This is a genomic window from Dyella sp. KRB-257, from assembly GCF_049445995.1.
Lineage (GTDB): Bacteria > Pseudomonadota > Gammaproteobacteria > Xanthomonadales > Rhodanobacteraceae > Dyella_A.
Genome location: NZ_JBMSDZ010000008.1, coordinates 146570 through 164605, shown reverse-complemented (window position 1 = coordinate 164605; position 18036 = coordinate 146570). Strand labels below are relative to the sequence as shown.

Below are 18036 nucleotides of genomic sequence, written 5' to 3'. Positions count from 1 at the left end.
AACGGCGCGGCAACGAGATCGAGCCGCAGCATACCCGACAGCGGGCCTCACCCGATGGGTGAGCGGGCGGGCTCGTGCAGGTGGCTGTGTGGTGCGGTTTGGCAGGGAGAGGTCACGGAGTCAGGTTATTGACACTTAAAGTCAGAGCCGAAGGGTGCATTATTTACGCGTAATCGATACCGATCTATTGAGAATTATCAAACTCGCTTATTCCGGCGCAGCGCCGTGCAAGGGACTGAATCTTCCGTCGTCAATCCCTACCCCTGCGCCCGGATCCCCGCCCTTCCCGCCAGAATCTGCGCCAGCACATCCGGCGCGTATTCGAACGAGTCGTAGTAGAGCCGGTCTTCCGGCAGGCCGGCGTCGACGAAGCGGTGGCGGGCGCTGTCGATCATGGCGGGCGGGCCGCTCATGTAGAGGTCGTGGGCGCTGAGGTCCGGGTGGTCGGCGAGCACGGCTTCGTGCACCAGGCCGACGCGGGTGTGGGCATCGTCGGCGTCGGACAGCACGGGGATGAACAGGAGATCGTGCGCGTCGCGCTGCCACTGTTCGGCCAGCGTGCGCAGGTAGAGATCGCCGTTCTGGCGCGCCCCCCAGTACACGCGCATGGCGCGGCGCGTGCCCAGCGCCAGGAAGTGCTCGACGATGGCCTTGACCGGCGCGAAGCCGGTGCCGCCGGCCATGAAGATCATCGGCCGCTCGGAATCCTCGCGCGGCACGAAGGTGCCCAGCGGGCCTTCGATGCGCAGCGTGTCGCCCACCTGCGCCCGTTCGCTCACCCATGAGGTGAAGCCGCCGCCGGCGACGTGGCGCACATGCAGTTCCAGGCTGCCGTCGGGCGCGGGCATGTTGGCGATGGAGAACGGGCGGCGCTTGCCGTCGTCCAGCAGCACGTCGAGGTATTGCCCGGCCAGGTGGCGCAGTGGGCGCTCGCCGGGCGCGGGCAGCAGGCGCAGGCCGATCACTTCCGGCGCCAGCCGGCGCTTGTCGACGATGGTGACGGTGAGCGCGCGGCGCGCGATGTCCTCCACCGAGGTGACTTCGCGTGCGGCGATGGTGAGGTCGCTGGCGGGCACGGCCTGGCACAGCAGCACGGCATGGTGCGCCCGTTCGCCGGCGTCCAGCGCCAGCGGCGGATGGCGCGGATAGTCCACCTGGCCCTCGAGCAGGATCGCCTTGCAGCTGCCGCACACGCCCGAGCGGCACGAGTACGGCAACGCGATGCCGGCACGCTGCGCCGCTTCGAGCACGGTCTCGCCCGGCTGCGCCGCGAAGCGGTGGCCGGTGGCCTGGAGGGTGATGGTGAACACGATGCGATTGTCGCCGCGGCGGGAGTGGATCGACAATGCGGCTTCGCCTCACGAGTATCAAGCATGCGCATCTGGAAGCAGGACACCGACCTGGCCCGCGTCAACGGCTGGTGCAACAACACGATGATGGAGACACTGGGCATCGCGATCACCGAGATCGGCGATGACTGGCTGCGCGGCACCATGCCGGTGGACCACCGCACGCACCAGCCGTTCGGCCTGCTGCACGGCGGCGCCTCGGTGGCGCTGGCCGAGACGCTCGGCTCCACCGCCGCCATGCTCACGCTGGACCCGGCGCAGGAACTCACCGTGGGCCTGGACATCAACGCCAACCACATCCGCGGCGTGCGCAGCGGCACCGTCACCGGCACCGCGCGGCCGCTGCACGTCGGGCGCACCACGCAGGTGTGGGAGATCCGCATCGAGAACCAGGAAGGCTCGCTGGTGTGCATCTCGCGCCTGACCATGGCGGTGGTGCCGGCACGGATGATCGGTAAGTGAGCCTGCTGCTGACTCCCTCTCCCCCTCGGGGAGAGGGTTGGGGTGAGGGGATGGGCTTGCCGAAGAGATCGGCCGTGGCGTCGAGTTCTATCTGTACTTCTTTGAGGCCTTCCCGCAAGCCCCGGCCCCTCACCCCGGCGGGGAGAGGGAGCTGGCTTTGTCGCAAGCCCCGGCCCCTCACCTCAATCCTCTCCCCGGCGGGGAGAGGAGGCGGACGCGAAAGGGGTATGTATTGAACACGGCCGCCCCCTACGCCGACCTCAGCCCCGACCTGGTGCTCAATGCGATCGAGGCCTGCGGGCTGTGGCCGGACGGCCGGCTGCTGGCGCTGAACAGCTATGAGAACCGCGTGTGGCAGGTGGGCATCGAGGATGCCGCGCCGGTGATCGCCAAGTTCTACCGGCCGGGCCGCTGGAGCGACGAGGCGATCCGCGAAGAGCACGCCTTTGCGCAGGAGCTGACGGATGCGGAGCTTCCGGTGGTGGCGCCGCTGCGCTTCGACGGGCACAGCCTGCTGCAGCACGGCGGCTATCGCTACGCCTTGTCGCCACGCCACGGCGGCCGCGCGCCCTCGCTGGAATCGCGCGACCAGCTGGAATGGCTGGGCCGGTTGATCGCGCGCATCCACACCGTGGGCGCACGCGCGCCGTTCGCCCATCGCGGGCGGCTGGACCGCGACACCATGGTGCGCCAGAGCGTGCAGGCCGTGCTCGACTCCAGCTTGCTGCCCGGTTCACTGGCCGGCCACTACCGCGCCGCCAGCGCGCGGCTGGATGACGCCATCGCGCAGCGGCTGGACGCGGTGGGCCCGGTGCGCACGCTGCGCCTGCACGGCGACTGCCATCCCGGCAACGTGCTGTGGACCGACGCCGGCCCGCACTTCGTCGACCTGGACGACGCCCGCACCGGTCCGGCCGTGCAGGACCTGTGGATGCTGGCCAACGACGAGGCGGCGATGGAGGCCCTGCTCGAGGGCTACGCCACCATGCGCGACTTCGACCCGGCCGAACTGGCGCTGGTGCCGGCGCTGCGCGCGATGCGCCAGGTGCACCACGCTGGCTGGATCGCCCAGCGCTGGCACGATCCGGCGTTCCCGCGGGCCTTCCCGTTCGTCGCCGAACCGCGCTGGTGGGAGCAGCACATCGCCGACCTGCACGAACTAGCCGACGATCTGGAATAAACCCTTCCTGTAGGAGCGCACCCTGTGCGCGAATGCTCTTGCTCCTGATCGACATCAAAGCGAAAGGCGTTCGCGCACAGGGTGCGCTCCTACAATGCACACCTTTTCCTGCCTGGAGTCGCACATGCGCAGCACGTTGTTCCGCCTGATCGGCGTCCTCGAAATTGCCGGCGGCTTGCTCGGCGTGGTGGCGAGCGTGCGCCGGCTGCTGCCGCTGGGCTCGACCTCCGAGTCGCTGATGGCGCTGATCGCGCTGGCGGTGTTCGGCTTCATCCTGGTCGCCGGCGTGCTGCTGCTGGAAGGCAGCGAGCGCGGCGTGGCGTTTTCGCGCGTGGCGCAGTTGCTGCAGCTGCCGCTGCTGGCCACGCCGGTGCTGAGCTACGCGCTGCACGCGGGCGGTTTCGTGAACGTGTTTGCCATCGTGCACGGCGGCGTGCGGCTGGGGCTGGACTACCGCCTCGGCTCGCACGGCTTCGTGCTGGCGGTGGCGGGGCCGGCGGTATGGCATATCGGCCTCAACCTGCTGGCGCTGCTGTCGTGGCTGGTACTCAAGCTGCGCTGATCTCCCACCACGATCTTCCAAAAACCTGAGGAGAGGTTTCATGGCCCGCCCCAACTACATCGAATTGCCCGCCACCGACCTCGCCGCGTCGAAGGCCTTCTACACGCAGGCGTTCGGCTGGACGCTGGCCGAGTTCGGCCCGACTTACGCGTGCACCACCACCGGCGATGTCGACATCGGCCTGCAGGGCGACCTGAGCGAAGCACCGACCGCGCCGCTGCCAGTGATCCAGGTGGACGATCTGGACGCGGCGCAGGTCGCGGTGATCGCCGCGGGCGGCAGCATCGTGCGGCCCACCTTCGCCTTTCCCGGCGGGCGCCGCTTCCAGTTCCGCGATCCGCACGGCAACGAGCTGGCGGTGATGCAGGCGGACTGAGCGCGTGACATGCCGCTCGCTGACCGCGAGCGGCGCCGGCTGACCGCGCGCAGCCGGTAGAATGCGGCGATGAACACGCCCGCCGAACTCCCCGTCATCCGCCTCAAGTCCGATCGCCCGCCGGGTCACCCGTGGGTGTGGTCGGCGCAGGTCTACAAGCCGGAAGGGCGGCTGCCGCCGGGCAGCGTGGTGGAGGTGCACGACGCGCGCGGGCGCTTCGTCGGCCGCGGCTTCTGGAACGGCCACGCGCGCATCGCGCTGCGCCTGCTGTCGACCGATGCCGCCGAGACCATTGACGCCGCATGGATCGCCGCGAAGATCGCCCGCGCCGTGCAACTGCGCCGCGAGCTGCTGCAACTGGACGCGGTGAGCGACGCCTGGCGGGTGGTGCACAGCGAGGGCGATGGCCTCTCCGGCCTGATCGTCGACCGCTATGCCGACATCCTGGTGATGGAGTATTTCGCCGCCGGCATGTGGAAGTTCCGCGAGGCGATCCACGCCGCGCTGCAGACGCACTTTCCCGGCGCGCGCATGGTGTGGTTCGCCGAGAGCCACGTGCAGAAGCAGGAGTCGTTCGACTGCCGCAGCGGCGAGATGCCTGCGCCGGTGGAAGTGCACGAGCACGGCCTGCGCTTCCACGCCGCGCCCGGGCTGGGCCACAAGACCGGCTTCTTCGCCGACCAGCGCGACAACCGCCAGCGCTTCGCCCAACTGGCCCGCGGCCGCCGCGTGCTCGACCTGTGCTGCAACGCCGGCGGTTTCGCCGTGCACGCGATGGCGGCCGGCGCACGCGAGGCGGTGGGCGTGGACATGGACGCCGGCATCCTGGAGATCGCCCGCGCCAACGCCGCCGCCAACGGCGTGGAGGTGGCGTTCGAGCAGGCCGACATCTTCGACTGGGTGCGCGCCGCGGTGGCGCGCGGCGAGCGCTACGACGCGGTGATCCTCGACCCGGCCAAGCTCACCCGCGACCGCGCCAAGGTGATGGACGCGCTGAAGAAGTACTTCGCGATGAACCGCATGGCGCTGGACATCATCCCGTCCGGCGGCCTGCTGCTCACCTGCTCGTGCACCGGGCTGGTCAGCGAGGCGGATTTCCTGGAGATGCTGCGCCGGGTGGCGCTCAACGCCGGCCGCGAGATCCAGGTGCTGGACGTGCGCGGCGCCGGCGCCGATCACCCGTTCCGCACCGACGTGCCGGAAGGGCGCTACCTCAAGGCGGTGTTCTGCCGGGTGGAGTGAGGCAGCACGCGCTCGGCTGCGCCAAGCGCGTGTTGCCTGCCCGAGTGGGCGTCCTTCGGTGCGGCTCGACGCCGCGCGTGGTGGCAGGTCTTGCTGCGAACCGTCAAAGGTGAGCAAGCGCCCGCCCGTCATCTTGAAGGCAGCTACAAGCTATGCGAGCGGCAGCAGGGAGGCGATGCCTCGGTCCTTGGTGGTGGGCAGGCGAGTGAGCGTAAGCGCCCGCCCGCCGCACCTTGAAGGTGACAGAAGCCTATGCCAGCGGCAGCAAGGATGCGATGTCGCGATCTTTGGTGGTGGGCAGGCGGGTGAGCGTGTCGGTGAGCCAGGCGTGGGGTTCGAGGCCGTTGGCCTTGGCGGTGGCGAGCAGGCTCATGATCGCGGCGGCGCGCTGGCCGGCGGTTTCGGAGCCGGCAAACATTGAGGTCGTCGAGCCTGGGCGCGAGGTAGCGTTGTCGCTCGCGGTGCCGGGCGCCGTCGTCGAGATCGCGCAGCTTCGCTTCGATGGCGTAAAGCGTACCGATGCGTTCGAGCGCTTCTTTCGCCAGCGGGCTGGCGCTGGCCTTGTGCACATCGAAGAACTTGCGTCGCGCATGCGCCCAGCAGCCGAGCTCGGTGATGCCGTTGGCAAACAGCGCCTTGTAGCCACCGTAGTCGTCGACCATCAGCGCACCGCACCAGTCGTCGAGGAAGTCCGCGGCATGCCTGCCGGCACGGCTGGCGCAGTAATCGAAGAGGATGATCGGCGGGCCATCGGCGCTGCGGTAGGCAAAGAGGTAGGCACGCTTGGTCTTGCCGGCCCCCGGATCAAGCTGCGCCACCGGCGTCTCGTCGGCGTGCAGCACGGGCGCGTCGAGCAGGCGGGTACGCAGGGCATCGACCAGCGGCTGCAGCCGCAGGCCGATCACGCCGATCCATTCGGCCAGCGTCGTGCGCGACAGTTCGATGCCGTGGCGCGCGAAGATCGCTTCCTGCCGGTACAGCGGCAGGTGGTCGGTGTACTTCTGGATCGCGACCTGGGCCAGCAGGCCGGGGGCAGCGAGGCCACGGTCGAGGATCGCCGGGGCGACCGGTTCGGCGACGATGGTTTCGCACGCGCGACAGGCGTATTGCGGATGCACGTCGCGGCGCACGAAGAACGTCATCGGCTCGACGTCGAGTTTCTCGCTGACGTGCTCACCGATCTTCACCAAGGCGGCACCGCAGCGGGCGCACTCGCAGGAGGCCGGCTCATGAATCGTCTCGATACGCGGCAGCTCGGGCGGCAGCGGGCGGCGTGGCGCGGGGCGGCGCTCGGTGGGCGGCTTGGCCGGCGGCGTCTTGAGCGCGGCCAGCTCCGCTTCCAGCGCGGCGATGTCCGCCGCCATCGCCTCGTCGAACAGCTCGCGCTGCGCCGGGTCCATGCGCTCGGACCTGGCCGCAAACTGCACGCGACGCAGCCGCGCGATCTCGTGCGTGAGCTTGGCGATCTTCGCGTCCTTGGACGCGATCGTGTGATCGCGCTGGGCGATGATCTGCAGCTGTTCAATCACCATCGCGCGCAGCGTTTGGACGTCCGAAATGTCGTTGAGCGCTGCGTGATCCATGGTCACGAAGCGTAACCGCTCACACGCGTTTTTCAAGGGGCATCGGCGCGCTCAAGCGTTGCCAATCCACGCCCGCGCACAACCACGCGAACTGCGCACGACCCAGCGACCACAGCGTCTCAGCCGACGACGGCCAGACGAACCGTCCCTGATGCAGCCGCCGCGTCGACAACCACACGCCCTGGGCATCCACCACCAGCACCTTGATGCGCGTGCTGCGGCGGTTGCGAAGCGCTTCACAACAGCGAAGCTGGTCAAGACATAGGCCGAGCCGTCCAGCGGCTCCCGTCCCAGCACCTCGCGCACGTGCACCAACAACCGGTCGGCACCACAACGAAAATCCACCGGCGCGCTCACCAGCCACCACGCGGACACCCCCGATCCCATGCCTTGCTTGCCCATCGCTTCGCTCCTGGTTTGTGAGGGGCGTAGTGCAATGGGTCCGTCACGATGGGGAAAGGTGCGGTGGGCGGACGCTTACGAGTGAGCACGTGAGTCTGTAATTTGAGCTGTGTAGCTGCTTCTTGGTAGACAAGCGGGTAGTGCTTGCGCTCGACCTTGGCCTGCGCTGATACCTTCTTCTTCGTCATCTCTCTCACCTCAGTGATGCGGTAGTAAACCGCTTATCCGCATGTCCGAGAAACGGGGGCAGGATCAAAGCCTCCCACCGAAAGTTCGAGGTGTCGGCTTTTTGTGGGCACTAGCGCCTCAAGGTCCGGGACAGCCGCGGCGAGCCCACAGGGAAGTTCGAGAGGTTCGGCTTTTTGCGGGAGCGGCTTCAGCCGCGACGCGGCTGGCCAGGTTGTCCGGGTCGCACGGTTGGAGCGGGGCAAGACGAGACGCCCGGCGCGCTTGAACTCCACCGCGGCCGCCAGCACATGGGAGGGGGCGTATCATTGCCTTCTTTGCCGGAGCCCCGCATGTCCCTCGATCCCGCCACCCGCGAACGCATCCAGTCCCTGCTCAGTGCACACCGCGTGGTGCTGTTCATGAAGGGTAACCGCCAGCAGCCGATGTGCGGCTTCTCGGCCGCCGCCACCAATACCTTGAACGAACTGCTGCCGGACTACCACACGGTCAACGTGCTGGAAGACCCCGAGATCCGCGAGGGCATCAAGATCTACGGCGAGTGGCCCACCATCCCGCAGCTGTACGTGGACGGCGAGCTGGTCGGCGGCTCGGACATCATTCGCCAGATGTACACCAGCGGCGAGCTGCACGCGCTGTTCGGCGCCGCCGCGCCCGACCGCACGCCGCCCGCGATCACCATCACCGACAAGGCGGCCGAGATGATCCGCCAGGGCACCGCCAACGCGCAGGGCATGGCGATCCACCTGGAGATCGGTCCGGACCACAGCGCCGGCTTCCAATTGGCACCGGCGGGCGACCACGACATCGTGGCGGTGTCCAACGGGCTGGAAATCCACTTCGATCCGGCCAGCGCCCAGCGCGCCAGGGGCATCGTGATCGACTGGGTCTCCACCGTGCAGGGCGAGGGCCTCAGCCTGAAGTTCCCCGGCGCGCAGGAGATCAAATCGCTGAGCGTGCAGGAACTGCAGCAGCGCCTGGCCGCCGGCGACCTCACCCTGATCGACGTGCGCCCGGCCAGCGGCCGCGCCCAGGCCGCGCCGCTGGCGCAGGCCCGCGTGCTGGAGGACGAAGGCTACGACGCCCTCGCCGCGCTGCCCAAGGACACCCCGATCGCCTTCATCTGCCACCACGGCGTATCCAGCCGCGGCGTGGCCGAGCGCTTCGCCGCGCACGGTTTCAGCCAGGTGTTCAACGTCGAGGGCGGCATGGACGCCTGGGCCGCCGAGATCGATCCGGGCGTGCCGCGTTACTGAGCCATCGCGCTTGCCTCAGGACTCATAACCCCAACGCTGCAGCCACGGTTGCAGCGTCGGCATCGCCTCTTCGAATGCAGCGGCGAAGCGCTTCCAGCGGTACGCGGCCTTCCGGTTGAGCGGCTGCACCACCTGCGCATAGCTCGGTGTGCTGATGTAACCCTTCGCCTGCGCGTGGTGCTGGTAGCGCAGCATGGGATGCGCGTCGGGCAGATCCAGGAACCTGGCCAGCTTCGTCGCGGTGCCTTCGAGGTCGTCCAGCAAGTCCTCGTATCGCACGGTCAGGCACGCGGGCGAGAGCATGTCGGTGGTATGCATCCAGCCCTGCATCGCGTTGGCATAGGCCGTGGCGATGCTGGGCAGGTCGCGGCAGAGATACTGGAACACCGGCGAGCGGAAGTTCTGCATGTAGCAGCTCAGCAGCACGTCGCAGGGGTGTCGCAGGGCGAGGATGTAGCGCGCATTGGGAAACAGCGCGGCCATCATCGGCAGCCGCAGGATATTGAGCGGGTTCTTGTCGACCAGCCGCACACCCGGGGTCAACGCCACCTGCGTGGCCACCCGCTCGAAATAGCGCGCGCGCAGGCGATCAAGATCTCGGGTATCGAGTCCGGCCAGCCCATCCGGATAGATCAGCCCGTGATCGCGCTGCATGTCGTCGATGGCGTCCTGGATGAAGGTCCGCTCATCCATCGAGGCAAGCGCAGGGTGGGCGTCCAGCATCTGCTCCAGCAGCGTGGTGCCGGATCGCGGAAACCCGACCACGAATACCGGCGATGCGTCGGCCGCCGGAGCTCCCTGCAAAAGCGGCATCCAGCCTTCGGGAAGATCGGCGAGTGCCATCGTGAGCGGTTCCGGTGGCGCCTCCACGAATGCGGGCATCGCTCGCTTGAGCATGGACACCTGGCATGCGTGCGCGGCGCCCAGGGTGGCCAGCGCTTCTGACTCCCGTCCGTGCTGGTCGACCAGCAGGCGCCCCAGATCAAATCCAATGCGTGCCCGGGTGGCTTCCCCGGGTGACGAGGCCAGCAGGGCCGCGTAGCTCTCCACCGCCGCATCGACCCGACGATCACGTGCTGCCACCGCCGCCGTCGCCTGGAGAATCTCCTGCCTGATCACCGCGTCGCCCACGGCGGAAGGCACCGGCAAGCTCGCGAGCAAGGCACGGGCCGAATCGACCTGATTCAGCCGCTCATGCAGGCCTGCCAGCAAGGCGGTGGCGCGGTCGTGCGAGGCCGGGTCGCGTCGGGCCCGCTCCCACTGCCGACGGGCCAGTTCGGTATCCCCGATCTGCGCCGCAAGAGTGCCCACCTCCACACCGAGATCGGCCGGCAACTGCTCCAGCGGCAGCCGATCCAGGCAGCTCCGGACCTGGTCGTCCTCGCACAATTCCGCTTGGCAACGGGCAAGGAACACCAGCGGCACTGCCCACCCCGGCGCCGCCCGTACCGCCGCATCGAACCGCTCCCGGGCATCAAACACGCGGGCGTCATCCAGCGCCAGCAATCCGGCATCCAGCAGCAACTGAGGATCGCCAGGCAAGAGCGCGAGCGCGGCGGCATAATGGGTTTCGGCATCACCACGTCGCCCCAGCTGGCGTTCCACGGCAGCAAGATTCTGCAGGTGCGCCGGGTCCCACGGCTCCAGTGCCGCCAGACGCGCATAAGCCTCAACGGCGGCATCCAGCCGACCACACTCACGCCGTGCAGTGGCAAGCGCAAACAACGCAAGCACCGATCCGGGCTCGATCTCGACGCGACGATGCGCCACCTGCTCCAGTTCGCTCCAGCGCTCCTGCTGAAGCAGGGCGATCAGGGTGGCATCGTCCACAACGGTCATTCGGAAAAACCTTGGTTCCCGCCAAAAAAAAAAACCGCGCAATGCAGGGCATCGCGCGGCCATGGTGCCTACATCTTGTCGAACTTAGAACTTCACCGTCAGGCGGGTCCAGTAGTAACGACCCACGGTGTCATACGTACGCTCGTCGGTGTTGCCGTTGAAGCCATACTGCCACAGCATCGGGGGCTGACGGTCGAAGGCATTGTCCACACCCACGTCGATGCGCGCATTCCAGGGCTTGAACTGGTAGCCGAACTGGATGTTGGTCATCGCGTATGCGCCGGCGTGGAAGCTCTGCGCGCCGGTGTTCGGATCGCTCACTTTGGCCACCGTGTTGTAGCCGGCCGGGGTGGATACGGTGTCGCCGAAACGCACGCCGCTCACGTAGCGGGTACGGATCGCCGCATCGAAGTCACCCAGGTTCCACAGCAGGCCGACGATGCCACGCAGGCGCGCGTAGTTGCCGTCGCCGCCGGTGGCCGACGAGGTATAGGTGCCGGCGTAGTTGTACTGGCTGCTGATGTCGCCAGCGATGGCCTCGCGGTTGTAGCTCTTCAGGTAGGTCGTATCCAGTGTCAGCATGAAGTTGCCGAAGCTGAATTCCGGCAGTTTGTACTTCACGCCGAAGTCCAGGCCCGACACCGTAACGCGACCGACGTTCTGCGAGGTGTTGTTGACCGTCTCGATATCACCGGTCTGCGGGTTGCGGGTCAGCAGTCCGCAGTAACGGCTAAAGTTGTAGCACTGGTCGATGATCGTCTGGGTACCCAGCGAGCCGATCGTGTCGTTCAGATAGATGCGCCACAGGTCGGCCGACACCGACAGGCCCTGCACATAGTGCGGGTCATACACCACGCCCCAGGAGATCGACTTTCCCTGTTCCGGCTTCAGGCTGCTGTTGCTGCCGTAGAGCGCGCGGGTCTGCGCGGTGCCCTGCACGAAACCGGCCGAAGCGCCGGCGCAGGCCGGGTTGCCGGCGCTGTAGCCGGTACCCGAGCAGGGGTCCTTGTAGGTGTCGGCACTGGGGGTAACGCCGCCGAACAGGTCTCCGATGGTCGGCGCACGGAACACCTCGTCGACCGTGCCGCGGACCAGCAGGTCGTCGACCGGGCGGTACTCGATGCCCATGCGCGAGTTGGTGGTCGAACCGGCCGACGAATACTTCGAGTAACGCGAACCGAGCGTGACGTTGAGGGACTTGACGAACGGCATGTCGGCCAGCACCGGCACGAACAGCTCGCCGTAGAGTTCCTTCACGTCGACCGAACCGGCCTGGGCCGAACGGCAGGCGTCCTGGCTGGTCTGGCAGCTGCCGAGGTTCGGATCGGTGATCAGCGAGACGTAGTCCGGGGTCAGCGAGGACGTGTCCTTGCGGTACTCGGCACCGATCGAGGCGCTGACCGCGCCGGCCGGCAGGTTGAACAGCTCGCCGTTCGCCGTCGCGTAGGCGGTCTTCTCCGAAGCGTAGCTCTGGCTGCTCGGGGTCACGCGCAGGCCGTTGAGCACCGAGACCGACTGTGCCGGATCGAACAGGTTGACCGGTGTGCAGTTGGCGATCGGGTTGGCGGCGGTACCGCAAGCCGGATTGCCGTTGGCATCGATGTAGGACGGACCCACGGCAGCGGCCAGCGCCGATTTCGAGTAGTAACCACTGAAGCTGCCCTTCTGGGTGGTACGCGCCCACACCACGCCGGCATCCCACTGCCAGCTGGACTGGCCGAAGTTGCCACGGAGGCCGAGGTTCATCTGGTCGGCCTGGGTGCGGTACTGACCGATGCGGTTGCCGCCGATCACGTCGCGCCAGCCACCGCTGGAGACGTCCACGCCGAACGGGTTGTAGATGCTGTTCTTGGACAGAATCACGCCGGAGTCGGCACCGAAGATCAGCGGCAGCGGGGCCAGCTGGTAGTTTGAGCGGGTCTTCTGGGTGAAGCCGGTGAAGTAGGCCTGCACGCTGTCTGTAAGCTGGTAGTTGCCCGTCGTGAAGATGCCGCCGCGCTCGGCAGGGGTCATCTCGATGTTGTACGGAGCATAGTTGTAGGTGTCGTTGCCGGCACCCGAACCCTTGTAGCAGCGGAAGTCACTGCCCGTGGCACCGGTGGTGCCATCGATACGGGTCACTGAGACGTTGGCGGCGGTACCGGCGCAGCTCAGCCCGCTGGCAGCGGCCACCGTGCGCGGAATCACGAAGCGACCGTTGGGGATGTACGACGACCCCAGCGGGAAGATGCTGCCGAAGTAGTTGTACAGCGCCGGGTTGGAGAACTTGCGGTTGCCGGCACTGACGGCATCCTGCTTGTTGTAGTTCACGCCGACGGTGATGCCGCCCTTGTCGCTGGTCTGGCCGAAGACTGCCGAGAAACCGCGGCGCTTGCCATCGCCATGTCCGGACACGCCGTAGTCGACGCTGATCTGCGCTCCCTGATAATTCTTGCGGGTGATGAAGTTGACCACGCCGCCGATTGCATCGGAGCCATATACCGCGGAGGCACCGTCCTTCAGCACGTCGACCCGCTCGATCATCGCCAGCGGGATCGAGTTCAGATCCTGATAGGCGACGCGATGGCCATCCAGCAGGAGCAGCGTGCGCTGTGAGCCGAGGCCGCGCAGGGACACCGTGGAGGCGCCGTCGCCGCCGCCGTTGTTCACTGCCGGGTTGGTTGCGGCGCCGGCGATTTCCGGCAGCTGCTGCACCAGGTCACCCAGGGTGAGCTTACCCGCGCGCTCGATCTGCGCACGGTCGATGGTCACCACCGGGTTGGCGGTTTCCAGATCCACGCGACGAATGCGCGAGCCGGTGACCGTGATGGTCTCCAGCGTGGTGGGATTTTTCTGGTCTGCCGAGGCGCTCTTCGTCGCGTCCTGGGCAAACGCGGGGCCGGCGATGCCCGCGGCCAGCACGGCACTCAGGGACAGCGCGGCACGCACTGATATGGTCAGTTTCTTGGTACCCGAATTCATGTGAAACCCTCCCGGAAAATTGCGTTGAAAACGATCAAGTGCCTGGACGTAGCGAGCGCTTTTTATGGTTTGTGGCACACGTCTTTATCACGTTTTTCTTACAATTGGTCAACAGCTCTCGAATTCTGCCCAGGCATGTCTTCTGAAATCAATTGCTTGCGCTAGCATCCCGACGTTCTACCCGTGACAGGACGCCGCTGGCGGATACCTCGGCCGCCAAGACACCGTAGAGCTTATGGTGGTGCACGGCATCGGCATCGACCGGTTGAATACCGGGCCTACTCGATCTCTTCCTCGAAGCGCAGGTGCTTCACGCTGCGGCCGTGGCGGCGCACCAGCTTGAGGGCTTCCACGCCGATACGGATGTGGCGCTCGACGAACTGGCCGGTGACCTGGCGGTCGCTGGCTTCGGTCTTCACGCCTTCCGGGATCATCGGCTGGTCGGACACCAGCAGCAGTGCGCCGCACGGGATGCGGTTGGCGAAGCCGGCCGCGAAGATGGTGGCGGTCTCCATGTCCACCGCCATGCAGCGAGTGCGGCGCAGGTAATCCTTGAACGCCTCGTCGTGCTCCCACACGCGGCGATTGGTGGTGTACACCGTGCCGGTCCAGTAGTCGTAGCCGAGGTCGCGGATCATCGTCGACACGCCGCGCTGCAGCTGGAACGCCGGCAGCGCCGGCACCTCCGGCAGCAGGTAGTCGTTGGAGGTGCCTTCGCCGCGGATCGCCGCGATCGGCAGCACCAGGTCGCCGATCTGGTTCTTCTTCTTCAGCCCCCCGCACTTGCCCAGGAACAGCGCGGCCTTGGGCTCGATGGCGCTGAGCAGGTCCATCATGGTGGCCGCGTTGGGGCTGCCCATGCCGAAGTTGATCAGGGTGATGCCGTCGGCGGTGGCGTTGGGCATGGGGCGGTCGCGGCCCTGCACCTCCACGCCGTGCCACTGTGCGAACAACTCCACGTAGTGGCCGAAATTGGTCAGCAGGACATGCTGGCCGAACTGCTCCAGTGGCGTGCCGGTGTAACGCGGCAGCCAGTTGGAGACGATCTCTTGCTTGCTTTTCATGGGACCTCTGTGGGTCGGCGGGAAGGTTCCACCCCGCATTACCGGCGACGCCACGCCGGCACGATGCCAAAGTCGGTGCGTCATTCTAGGAGCGTGGGCCGTAGAAACTTTGGATAGCGAGATTGGGCTATCGCCATAGGATGCGTCTATCGGAGGGTGCGCATAGTCACACTATGCAAGCCCGATGAGAGGCACAGCCTATGGATGAGAGCACAATCGCAGCCCAAAGATTTCTACGGCCCACGCTCTAGGGGCGGCATGGTGCCGCCAGCAACGCCGGCTGGCGTCCTGCCGGCCGTCATCGCGCAGGCTCAAGGTCCGCGCGGCGGTGGTCGGTAGCCTCCCATAGGGCCTGGCCAAAATGCTGCTTTGCGGCGTGGATCACGGCGTGGAGGCCCGTGTTATGTTCGGCGCGCCTTCCAGAGGGGTGACATGTTATGCGCATGGGCCTGGCCATTGATGCTTCCTGCGACCTGCCGCAGGCGTTCATCGAGGAGCACGACATCGCGGTGATGCCGATCGCCGTGCACATCGACAAGGACGTGTTCAAGGACGACCGAAACCCGACGGAGATCCAGCGCTTCCTCGACCTGAAGATGGGCAGCCGCAGCCATTCCGCCTCCACCGAGCCGTGCTCGGTGGAGGACGTGCAGAAGCTGTTCCTGGAAAAACTGGTGCTGGAGAAGGACTGCGTGTTCTGCCTGACCATCACCGCCACGCGCAGCCCGATCAACGACCACGTGATCAAGGCCAGCTTCGCGGTACTCAAGCACTATCGTGCGGTGCGCGACCAGACCACGATGCCGGGCCCGTTCCTGATGCGGGTGATCGACACGCGCTCGGTGTTCGCTGGCGCGGCGCCGGCCATCGTGGAGGCCACCCGCCTGTTCAAGGCCGGCCAGACGCCGGCGGCGATCCGCGAGCGGCTCACCTACATCGCCAACAATTCCTACGGCTACATGCTGCCGCGCGACCTCTACTACCTGCGCGCCCGCGCCAAGACCAAGGGCGATCGCAGCGTGGGCCTGTTCAGCGTGATGATGGGCTCGGCGCTGGACATCAAGCCGATGCTGCGCGCCTACCGCGGCGAGACCGGCCCGGTCGGCAAGGTGCGGGGCTTCGAGCACGGCGTGGAAGTGCTGTTCGACTACGTGATCAAGCGCGTGCACGCCGGCCTGCTGGTGCCGGCGGTGTGCCTGAGCTATGGCGGCGACCTGGCCGACGTGCCGGAGCTGCCCGGTTACGACACGCTCAAGGCCGCCTGCGACGAATGCAAGGTCGAGCTGATGCTGGCGCCGATGAGCATCACCGGCATGGTCAACGTGGGCGAGGGCGCGCTCACCGTGGGCTTTGCCGCGGAAGAGCACGTGGCCGAGTTCTGAGCGATCATCGGCCGGTCCTCACGGGATACGTCCATGACCGCGCTGCGCTCCCTGCTCTCCGGTAGCCTGCTGCTTGCCGTCATCACGCCGGCGGCGGCGAGTACCGTCTACAAGTGCACCGGCGCGGGCGGCGCCGTGACCTATCAGGACGCGCCCTGTCCGCGCACCCGGCAACAGCAGGCGATCCACCTCGTGGATACGCAGCCCGCGCCGCCGACACCTCAACCACGGGAGGCGGCGCCGGACGCCACGGAGGCCGCTCCGCCCGCGCCCGTGCAACTGCACGTTCCCAGCGCACCCCTGCCCGTGCTGTACAGCTGCCAGCGCGCCACCGACGGCAAGATCTACCTCAGCCGCAACGGCGATCCGCAGCCTTATCAGGCACCGTTCGGCGTGCTCGGCGCAGTGCAGGCGCCGCTCGCCTCGGTGTACGGCCCCGGCGGCGGCGGCGCTTCGGCGCCCGAGCTCAACCGCGGCAAGGTGACCAGCGGGCTGGTCGCCAACAATTATGTATGGGTGCAGGACGTCTGCCGCCAGCTCGGCCCGCAGGAAACCTGCGCAGCGCTGCAGGACGAGTACGACGCCAACGAGCACAAGCTCAGGCAGGCGTTCAAGAGCGAGCGGGCACCGTTCGAACAGCGCGAGACCGAGCTGCAGGCGCAGCTCATCCACTGCGGCCGCTGAGTGCGCTGCGCAAAACCTGCGCAATGTGATGCAAGTGACCGCGCGGCGGCCACTTGGGGCGATCGCCCACAGGCTTGTCCACAGGCCATCCCCAGTTGCGCTGGATAACTCCACGGAAGCCTGGCCAGGCCGGCATCAAACCGGTGAAAACTCTTGTGCCATGCGGGCTGGCCGCATCGCTCCACAGACTTGTGCGCAAGCTGTCCACAGACGTTGTGGACAACCCGCGCCGCTCAGAATCCGTAGCCGATGAAGCCGCCGTCCACCGCCAGCACCTGGCCGGTGATGTAGCTGGCGGCGGGCAGACACAGGAACGCGATCGCCGCGGCCACTTCCTCCGGCTCGCCGATCCGCCGCAGCGGCGTGCGGTCGAGCACCTCGTCCAGATAATCCGGATCGGCCAGCGCGCCGTCGGTGCGCTGCGTGCGGATGTACCACGGCGCCACCGCGTTCACGCGGATGCCGTCCACCGCCCACTCGGCCGCCAGGTTGCGGGTGAGCTGGTGCAGCGCCGCCTTGCTCATGCCGTACGGCGACCCGGTGCGCACGTGGGTGATGCCGGACACCGAGCCGACGTTCACGATCGCCGCGTTCGCGTGCTGCGCAAGCTGCGGATGCGCCAGCCGGCACAGCTCGAACGCGGAAAACAGGTTCTGCTCGAAGATCGCGCGGTAGTCGTCTTCGGCGTAGTCGAGCGTGGCCATCGGCTGGTTGCCGCCGGCGTTGTTGACCAGCAGCGAGAGCGGCGCGCCGAGATCCGCGATCCAGTCGAACACCGCCAGCCGCTCCTCCGGCTCGACGAGATCGGCGCCAAAGGCCAGCACCTCGGTGCCGGGAAAATCGTCGGCCAGTTCGGTGCGCACCTGCTCGAGGTGATCCTCGTCACGTGCCACCAGTAGCAGGTCGGCGCCCAACCCGGCCAGCTCGCGCGCGGTGGCGTAGCCGATGCCCTTGCTGGCGCCGGTCACCAGCGCGGTGTGGCCCTGCAGTTGCCATGCGTCGATGCGTGTATTCATGCGCCGAGCTTAGAACGGCCGCACCGGCGCGGGCCAGCCGCCTTGCTCCGGCGGGCCGCGCGGCGGGACACTTGGACTCACGCCGTACCGGAGCTTCCGCCATGTCGCCACGCGCACTGCTTTCCCTGCTCGCCGCCGCCGTGCTGCTTGCCGGCTGCTCGGGCAAGCCACCGACTCCGCAAGCGGACGCCAAGTCGGCGCGCGTGGCCACCCCGTGGGACGACATGAAAAAGGACGAGCAGCGTGCCAGGGACGTGCAGAAGACCGTCGACCAGCAGGCCGCCGAACAGCGCAGGCAACTGGACGCCGCCGAGCAGTGAGCGCTCCGCCCGACGCCCCGTCGGCGGACGGGGCCGAGGCGCTGCTGGAGATCGACCGGGCGACCGTACTGCGCGATGGACGGCCCGCGTTCGACGCACCGGTGACGGTGGAGCAGCGCGGCGCGTGGTACCGCGCCACGCTGGCGTCGGACTGAGAGGCTGAGACCGCGCG

General features: G+C 67.3%; 15 protein-coding genes and 3 pseudogenes. 10 read left to right on the top strand and 8 right to left on the bottom strand.

Going from position 1 to position 18036, the window contains the following annotated elements; genetic code table 11:
- Positions 1 to 257: 257 nt before the first annotated feature.
- Complete coding sequence (locus ACO2Q2_RS08905) at positions 258 to 1310, bottom strand: 2Fe-2S iron-sulfur cluster-binding protein (RefSeq protein ID WP_423255414.1); 1053 nt, start codon at positions 1308 to 1310, stop codon at positions 258 to 260.
- 63 nt (positions 1311 to 1373) lie between these two features.
- Here ACO2Q2_RS08905 and ACO2Q2_RS08900 point away from each other — a divergent pair, with 63 nt between their 5' ends.
- From ACO2Q2_RS08900 to ACO2Q2_RS08880, 5 genes are all read left to right on the top strand, one after another.
- The gene (locus ACO2Q2_RS08900) at positions 1374 to 1811 is read left to right on the top strand and encodes a hotdog fold thioesterase (protein ID WP_423255408.1); all 438 of its coding nucleotides are present in this window, start codon (positions 1374 to 1376) and stop codon (positions 1809 to 1811) included.
- Positions 1812 to 2043: 232 nt separating this feature from the next.
- On the top strand, positions 2044 to 2991 hold the full coding sequence (locus ACO2Q2_RS08895) for a serine/threonine protein kinase (protein ID WP_423255407.1): 948 nt from the start codon (positions 2044 to 2046) through the stop codon (positions 2989 to 2991).
- A 124-nt stretch (positions 2992 to 3115) separates the two neighbouring features.
- Positions 3116 to 3553 (top strand): hypothetical protein, encoded by a 438-nt coding sequence (locus ACO2Q2_RS08890; RefSeq protein ID WP_423255406.1) that lies wholly within the window; start codon positions 3116 to 3118, stop codon positions 3551 to 3553.
- Between the two features lie 40 nt (positions 3554 to 3593).
- On the top strand, positions 3594 to 3929 hold the full coding sequence (locus ACO2Q2_RS08885) for a VOC family protein (RefSeq protein ID WP_423255405.1): 336 nt from the start codon (positions 3594 to 3596) through the stop codon (positions 3927 to 3929).
- Positions 3930 to 3998: 69 nt separating this feature from the next.
- The gene (locus ACO2Q2_RS08880; protein WP_423255404.1) at positions 3999 to 5171 is read left to right on the top strand and encodes a class I SAM-dependent rRNA methyltransferase; all 1173 of its coding nucleotides are present in this window, start codon (positions 3999 to 4001) and stop codon (positions 5169 to 5171) included.
- Between the two features lie 250 nt (positions 5172 to 5421).
- On the opposite strand, the pseudogene tnpC reads toward ACO2Q2_RS08880, so the two are convergent.
- The 3 pseudogenes from tnpC to ACO2Q2_RS08865 form a co-directional block, all read right to left on the bottom strand.
- A pseudogene (tnpC, locus tag ACO2Q2_RS08875) lies at positions 5422 to 6754 on the bottom strand (IS66 family transposase).
- A 19-nt stretch (positions 6755 to 6773) separates the two neighbouring features.
- Positions 6774 to 6971, bottom strand: a pseudogene (tnpB, locus tag ACO2Q2_RS08870) (IS66 family insertion sequence element accessory protein TnpB); the annotation flags it as partial.
- A 50-nt stretch (positions 6972 to 7021) separates the two neighbouring features.
- Positions 7022 to 7141 (bottom strand): annotated as a pseudogene (locus ACO2Q2_RS08865) (hypothetical protein); the annotation flags it as partial.
- Between the two features lie 533 nt (positions 7142 to 7674).
- Between ACO2Q2_RS08865 and grxD the strand changes: the two are divergent.
- Complete coding sequence (grxD, locus tag ACO2Q2_RS08860; RefSeq protein ID WP_423255403.1) at positions 7675 to 8598, top strand: Grx4 family monothiol glutaredoxin; 924 nt, start codon at positions 7675 to 7677, stop codon at positions 8596 to 8598.
- 15 nt (positions 8599 to 8613) lie between these two features.
- Here the strand turns inward: grxD and ACO2Q2_RS08855 are convergent, their stop codons facing one another.
- The 3 genes from ACO2Q2_RS08855 to ACO2Q2_RS08845 form a co-directional block, all read right to left on the bottom strand.
- On the bottom strand, positions 8614 to 10437 hold the full coding sequence (locus ACO2Q2_RS08855; protein WP_423255402.1) for a tetratricopeptide repeat-containing sulfotransferase family protein: 1824 nt from the start codon (positions 10435 to 10437) through the stop codon (positions 8614 to 8616).
- Positions 10438 to 10521: 84 nt separating this feature from the next.
- Positions 10522 to 13398 carry a TonB-dependent receptor domain-containing protein gene (locus ACO2Q2_RS08850; RefSeq protein ID WP_423255401.1) on the bottom strand — a complete coding sequence of 959 codons (2877 nt, stop codon included), beginning with the start codon at positions 13396 to 13398 and terminating at the stop codon, positions 10522 to 10524.
- A 278-nt stretch (positions 13399 to 13676) separates the two neighbouring features.
- A complete protein-coding gene (locus ACO2Q2_RS08845; RefSeq protein WP_423255400.1) occupies positions 13677 to 14462 on the bottom strand; it encodes an AMP nucleosidase in 786 nt (261 codons plus the stop codon).
- 437 nt (positions 14463 to 14899) lie between these two features.
- On the opposite strand from ACO2Q2_RS08845, the gene ACO2Q2_RS08840 reads away from it, so the two are divergent.
- Positions 14900 to 15844, top strand: coding sequence for a DegV family protein (locus ACO2Q2_RS08840; RefSeq protein ID WP_423255399.1), 945 nt, complete (start codon positions 14900 to 14902; stop codon positions 15842 to 15844).
- A 33-nt stretch (positions 15845 to 15877) separates the two neighbouring features.
- Positions 15878 to 16528 (top strand): DUF4124 domain-containing protein, encoded by a 651-nt coding sequence (locus ACO2Q2_RS08835; protein WP_423255398.1) that lies wholly within the window; start codon positions 15878 to 15880, stop codon positions 16526 to 16528.
- Between the two features lie 233 nt (positions 16529 to 16761).
- On the opposite strand, the gene ACO2Q2_RS08830 is transcribed toward ACO2Q2_RS08835, so the two are convergent.
- A complete protein-coding gene (locus ACO2Q2_RS08830; RefSeq protein WP_423255397.1) occupies positions 16762 to 17544 on the bottom strand; it encodes an SDR family oxidoreductase in 783 nt (260 codons plus the stop codon).
- Positions 17545 to 17645: 101 nt separating this feature from the next.
- On the opposite strand from ACO2Q2_RS08830, the gene ACO2Q2_RS08825 reads away from it, so the two are divergent.
- Complete coding sequence (locus ACO2Q2_RS08825) at positions 17646 to 17864, top strand: hypothetical protein (protein WP_423255396.1); 219 nt, start codon at positions 17646 to 17648, stop codon at positions 17862 to 17864.
- Complete coding sequence (locus tag ACO2Q2_RS08820) at positions 17861 to 18019, top strand: hypothetical protein (RefSeq protein WP_423255395.1); 159 nt, start codon at positions 17861 to 17863, stop codon at positions 18017 to 18019. The genes ACO2Q2_RS08825 and ACO2Q2_RS08820 overlap by 4 nt, the downstream gene beginning before the upstream one ends.
- Positions 18020 to 18036: the final 17 nt, after the last annotated feature.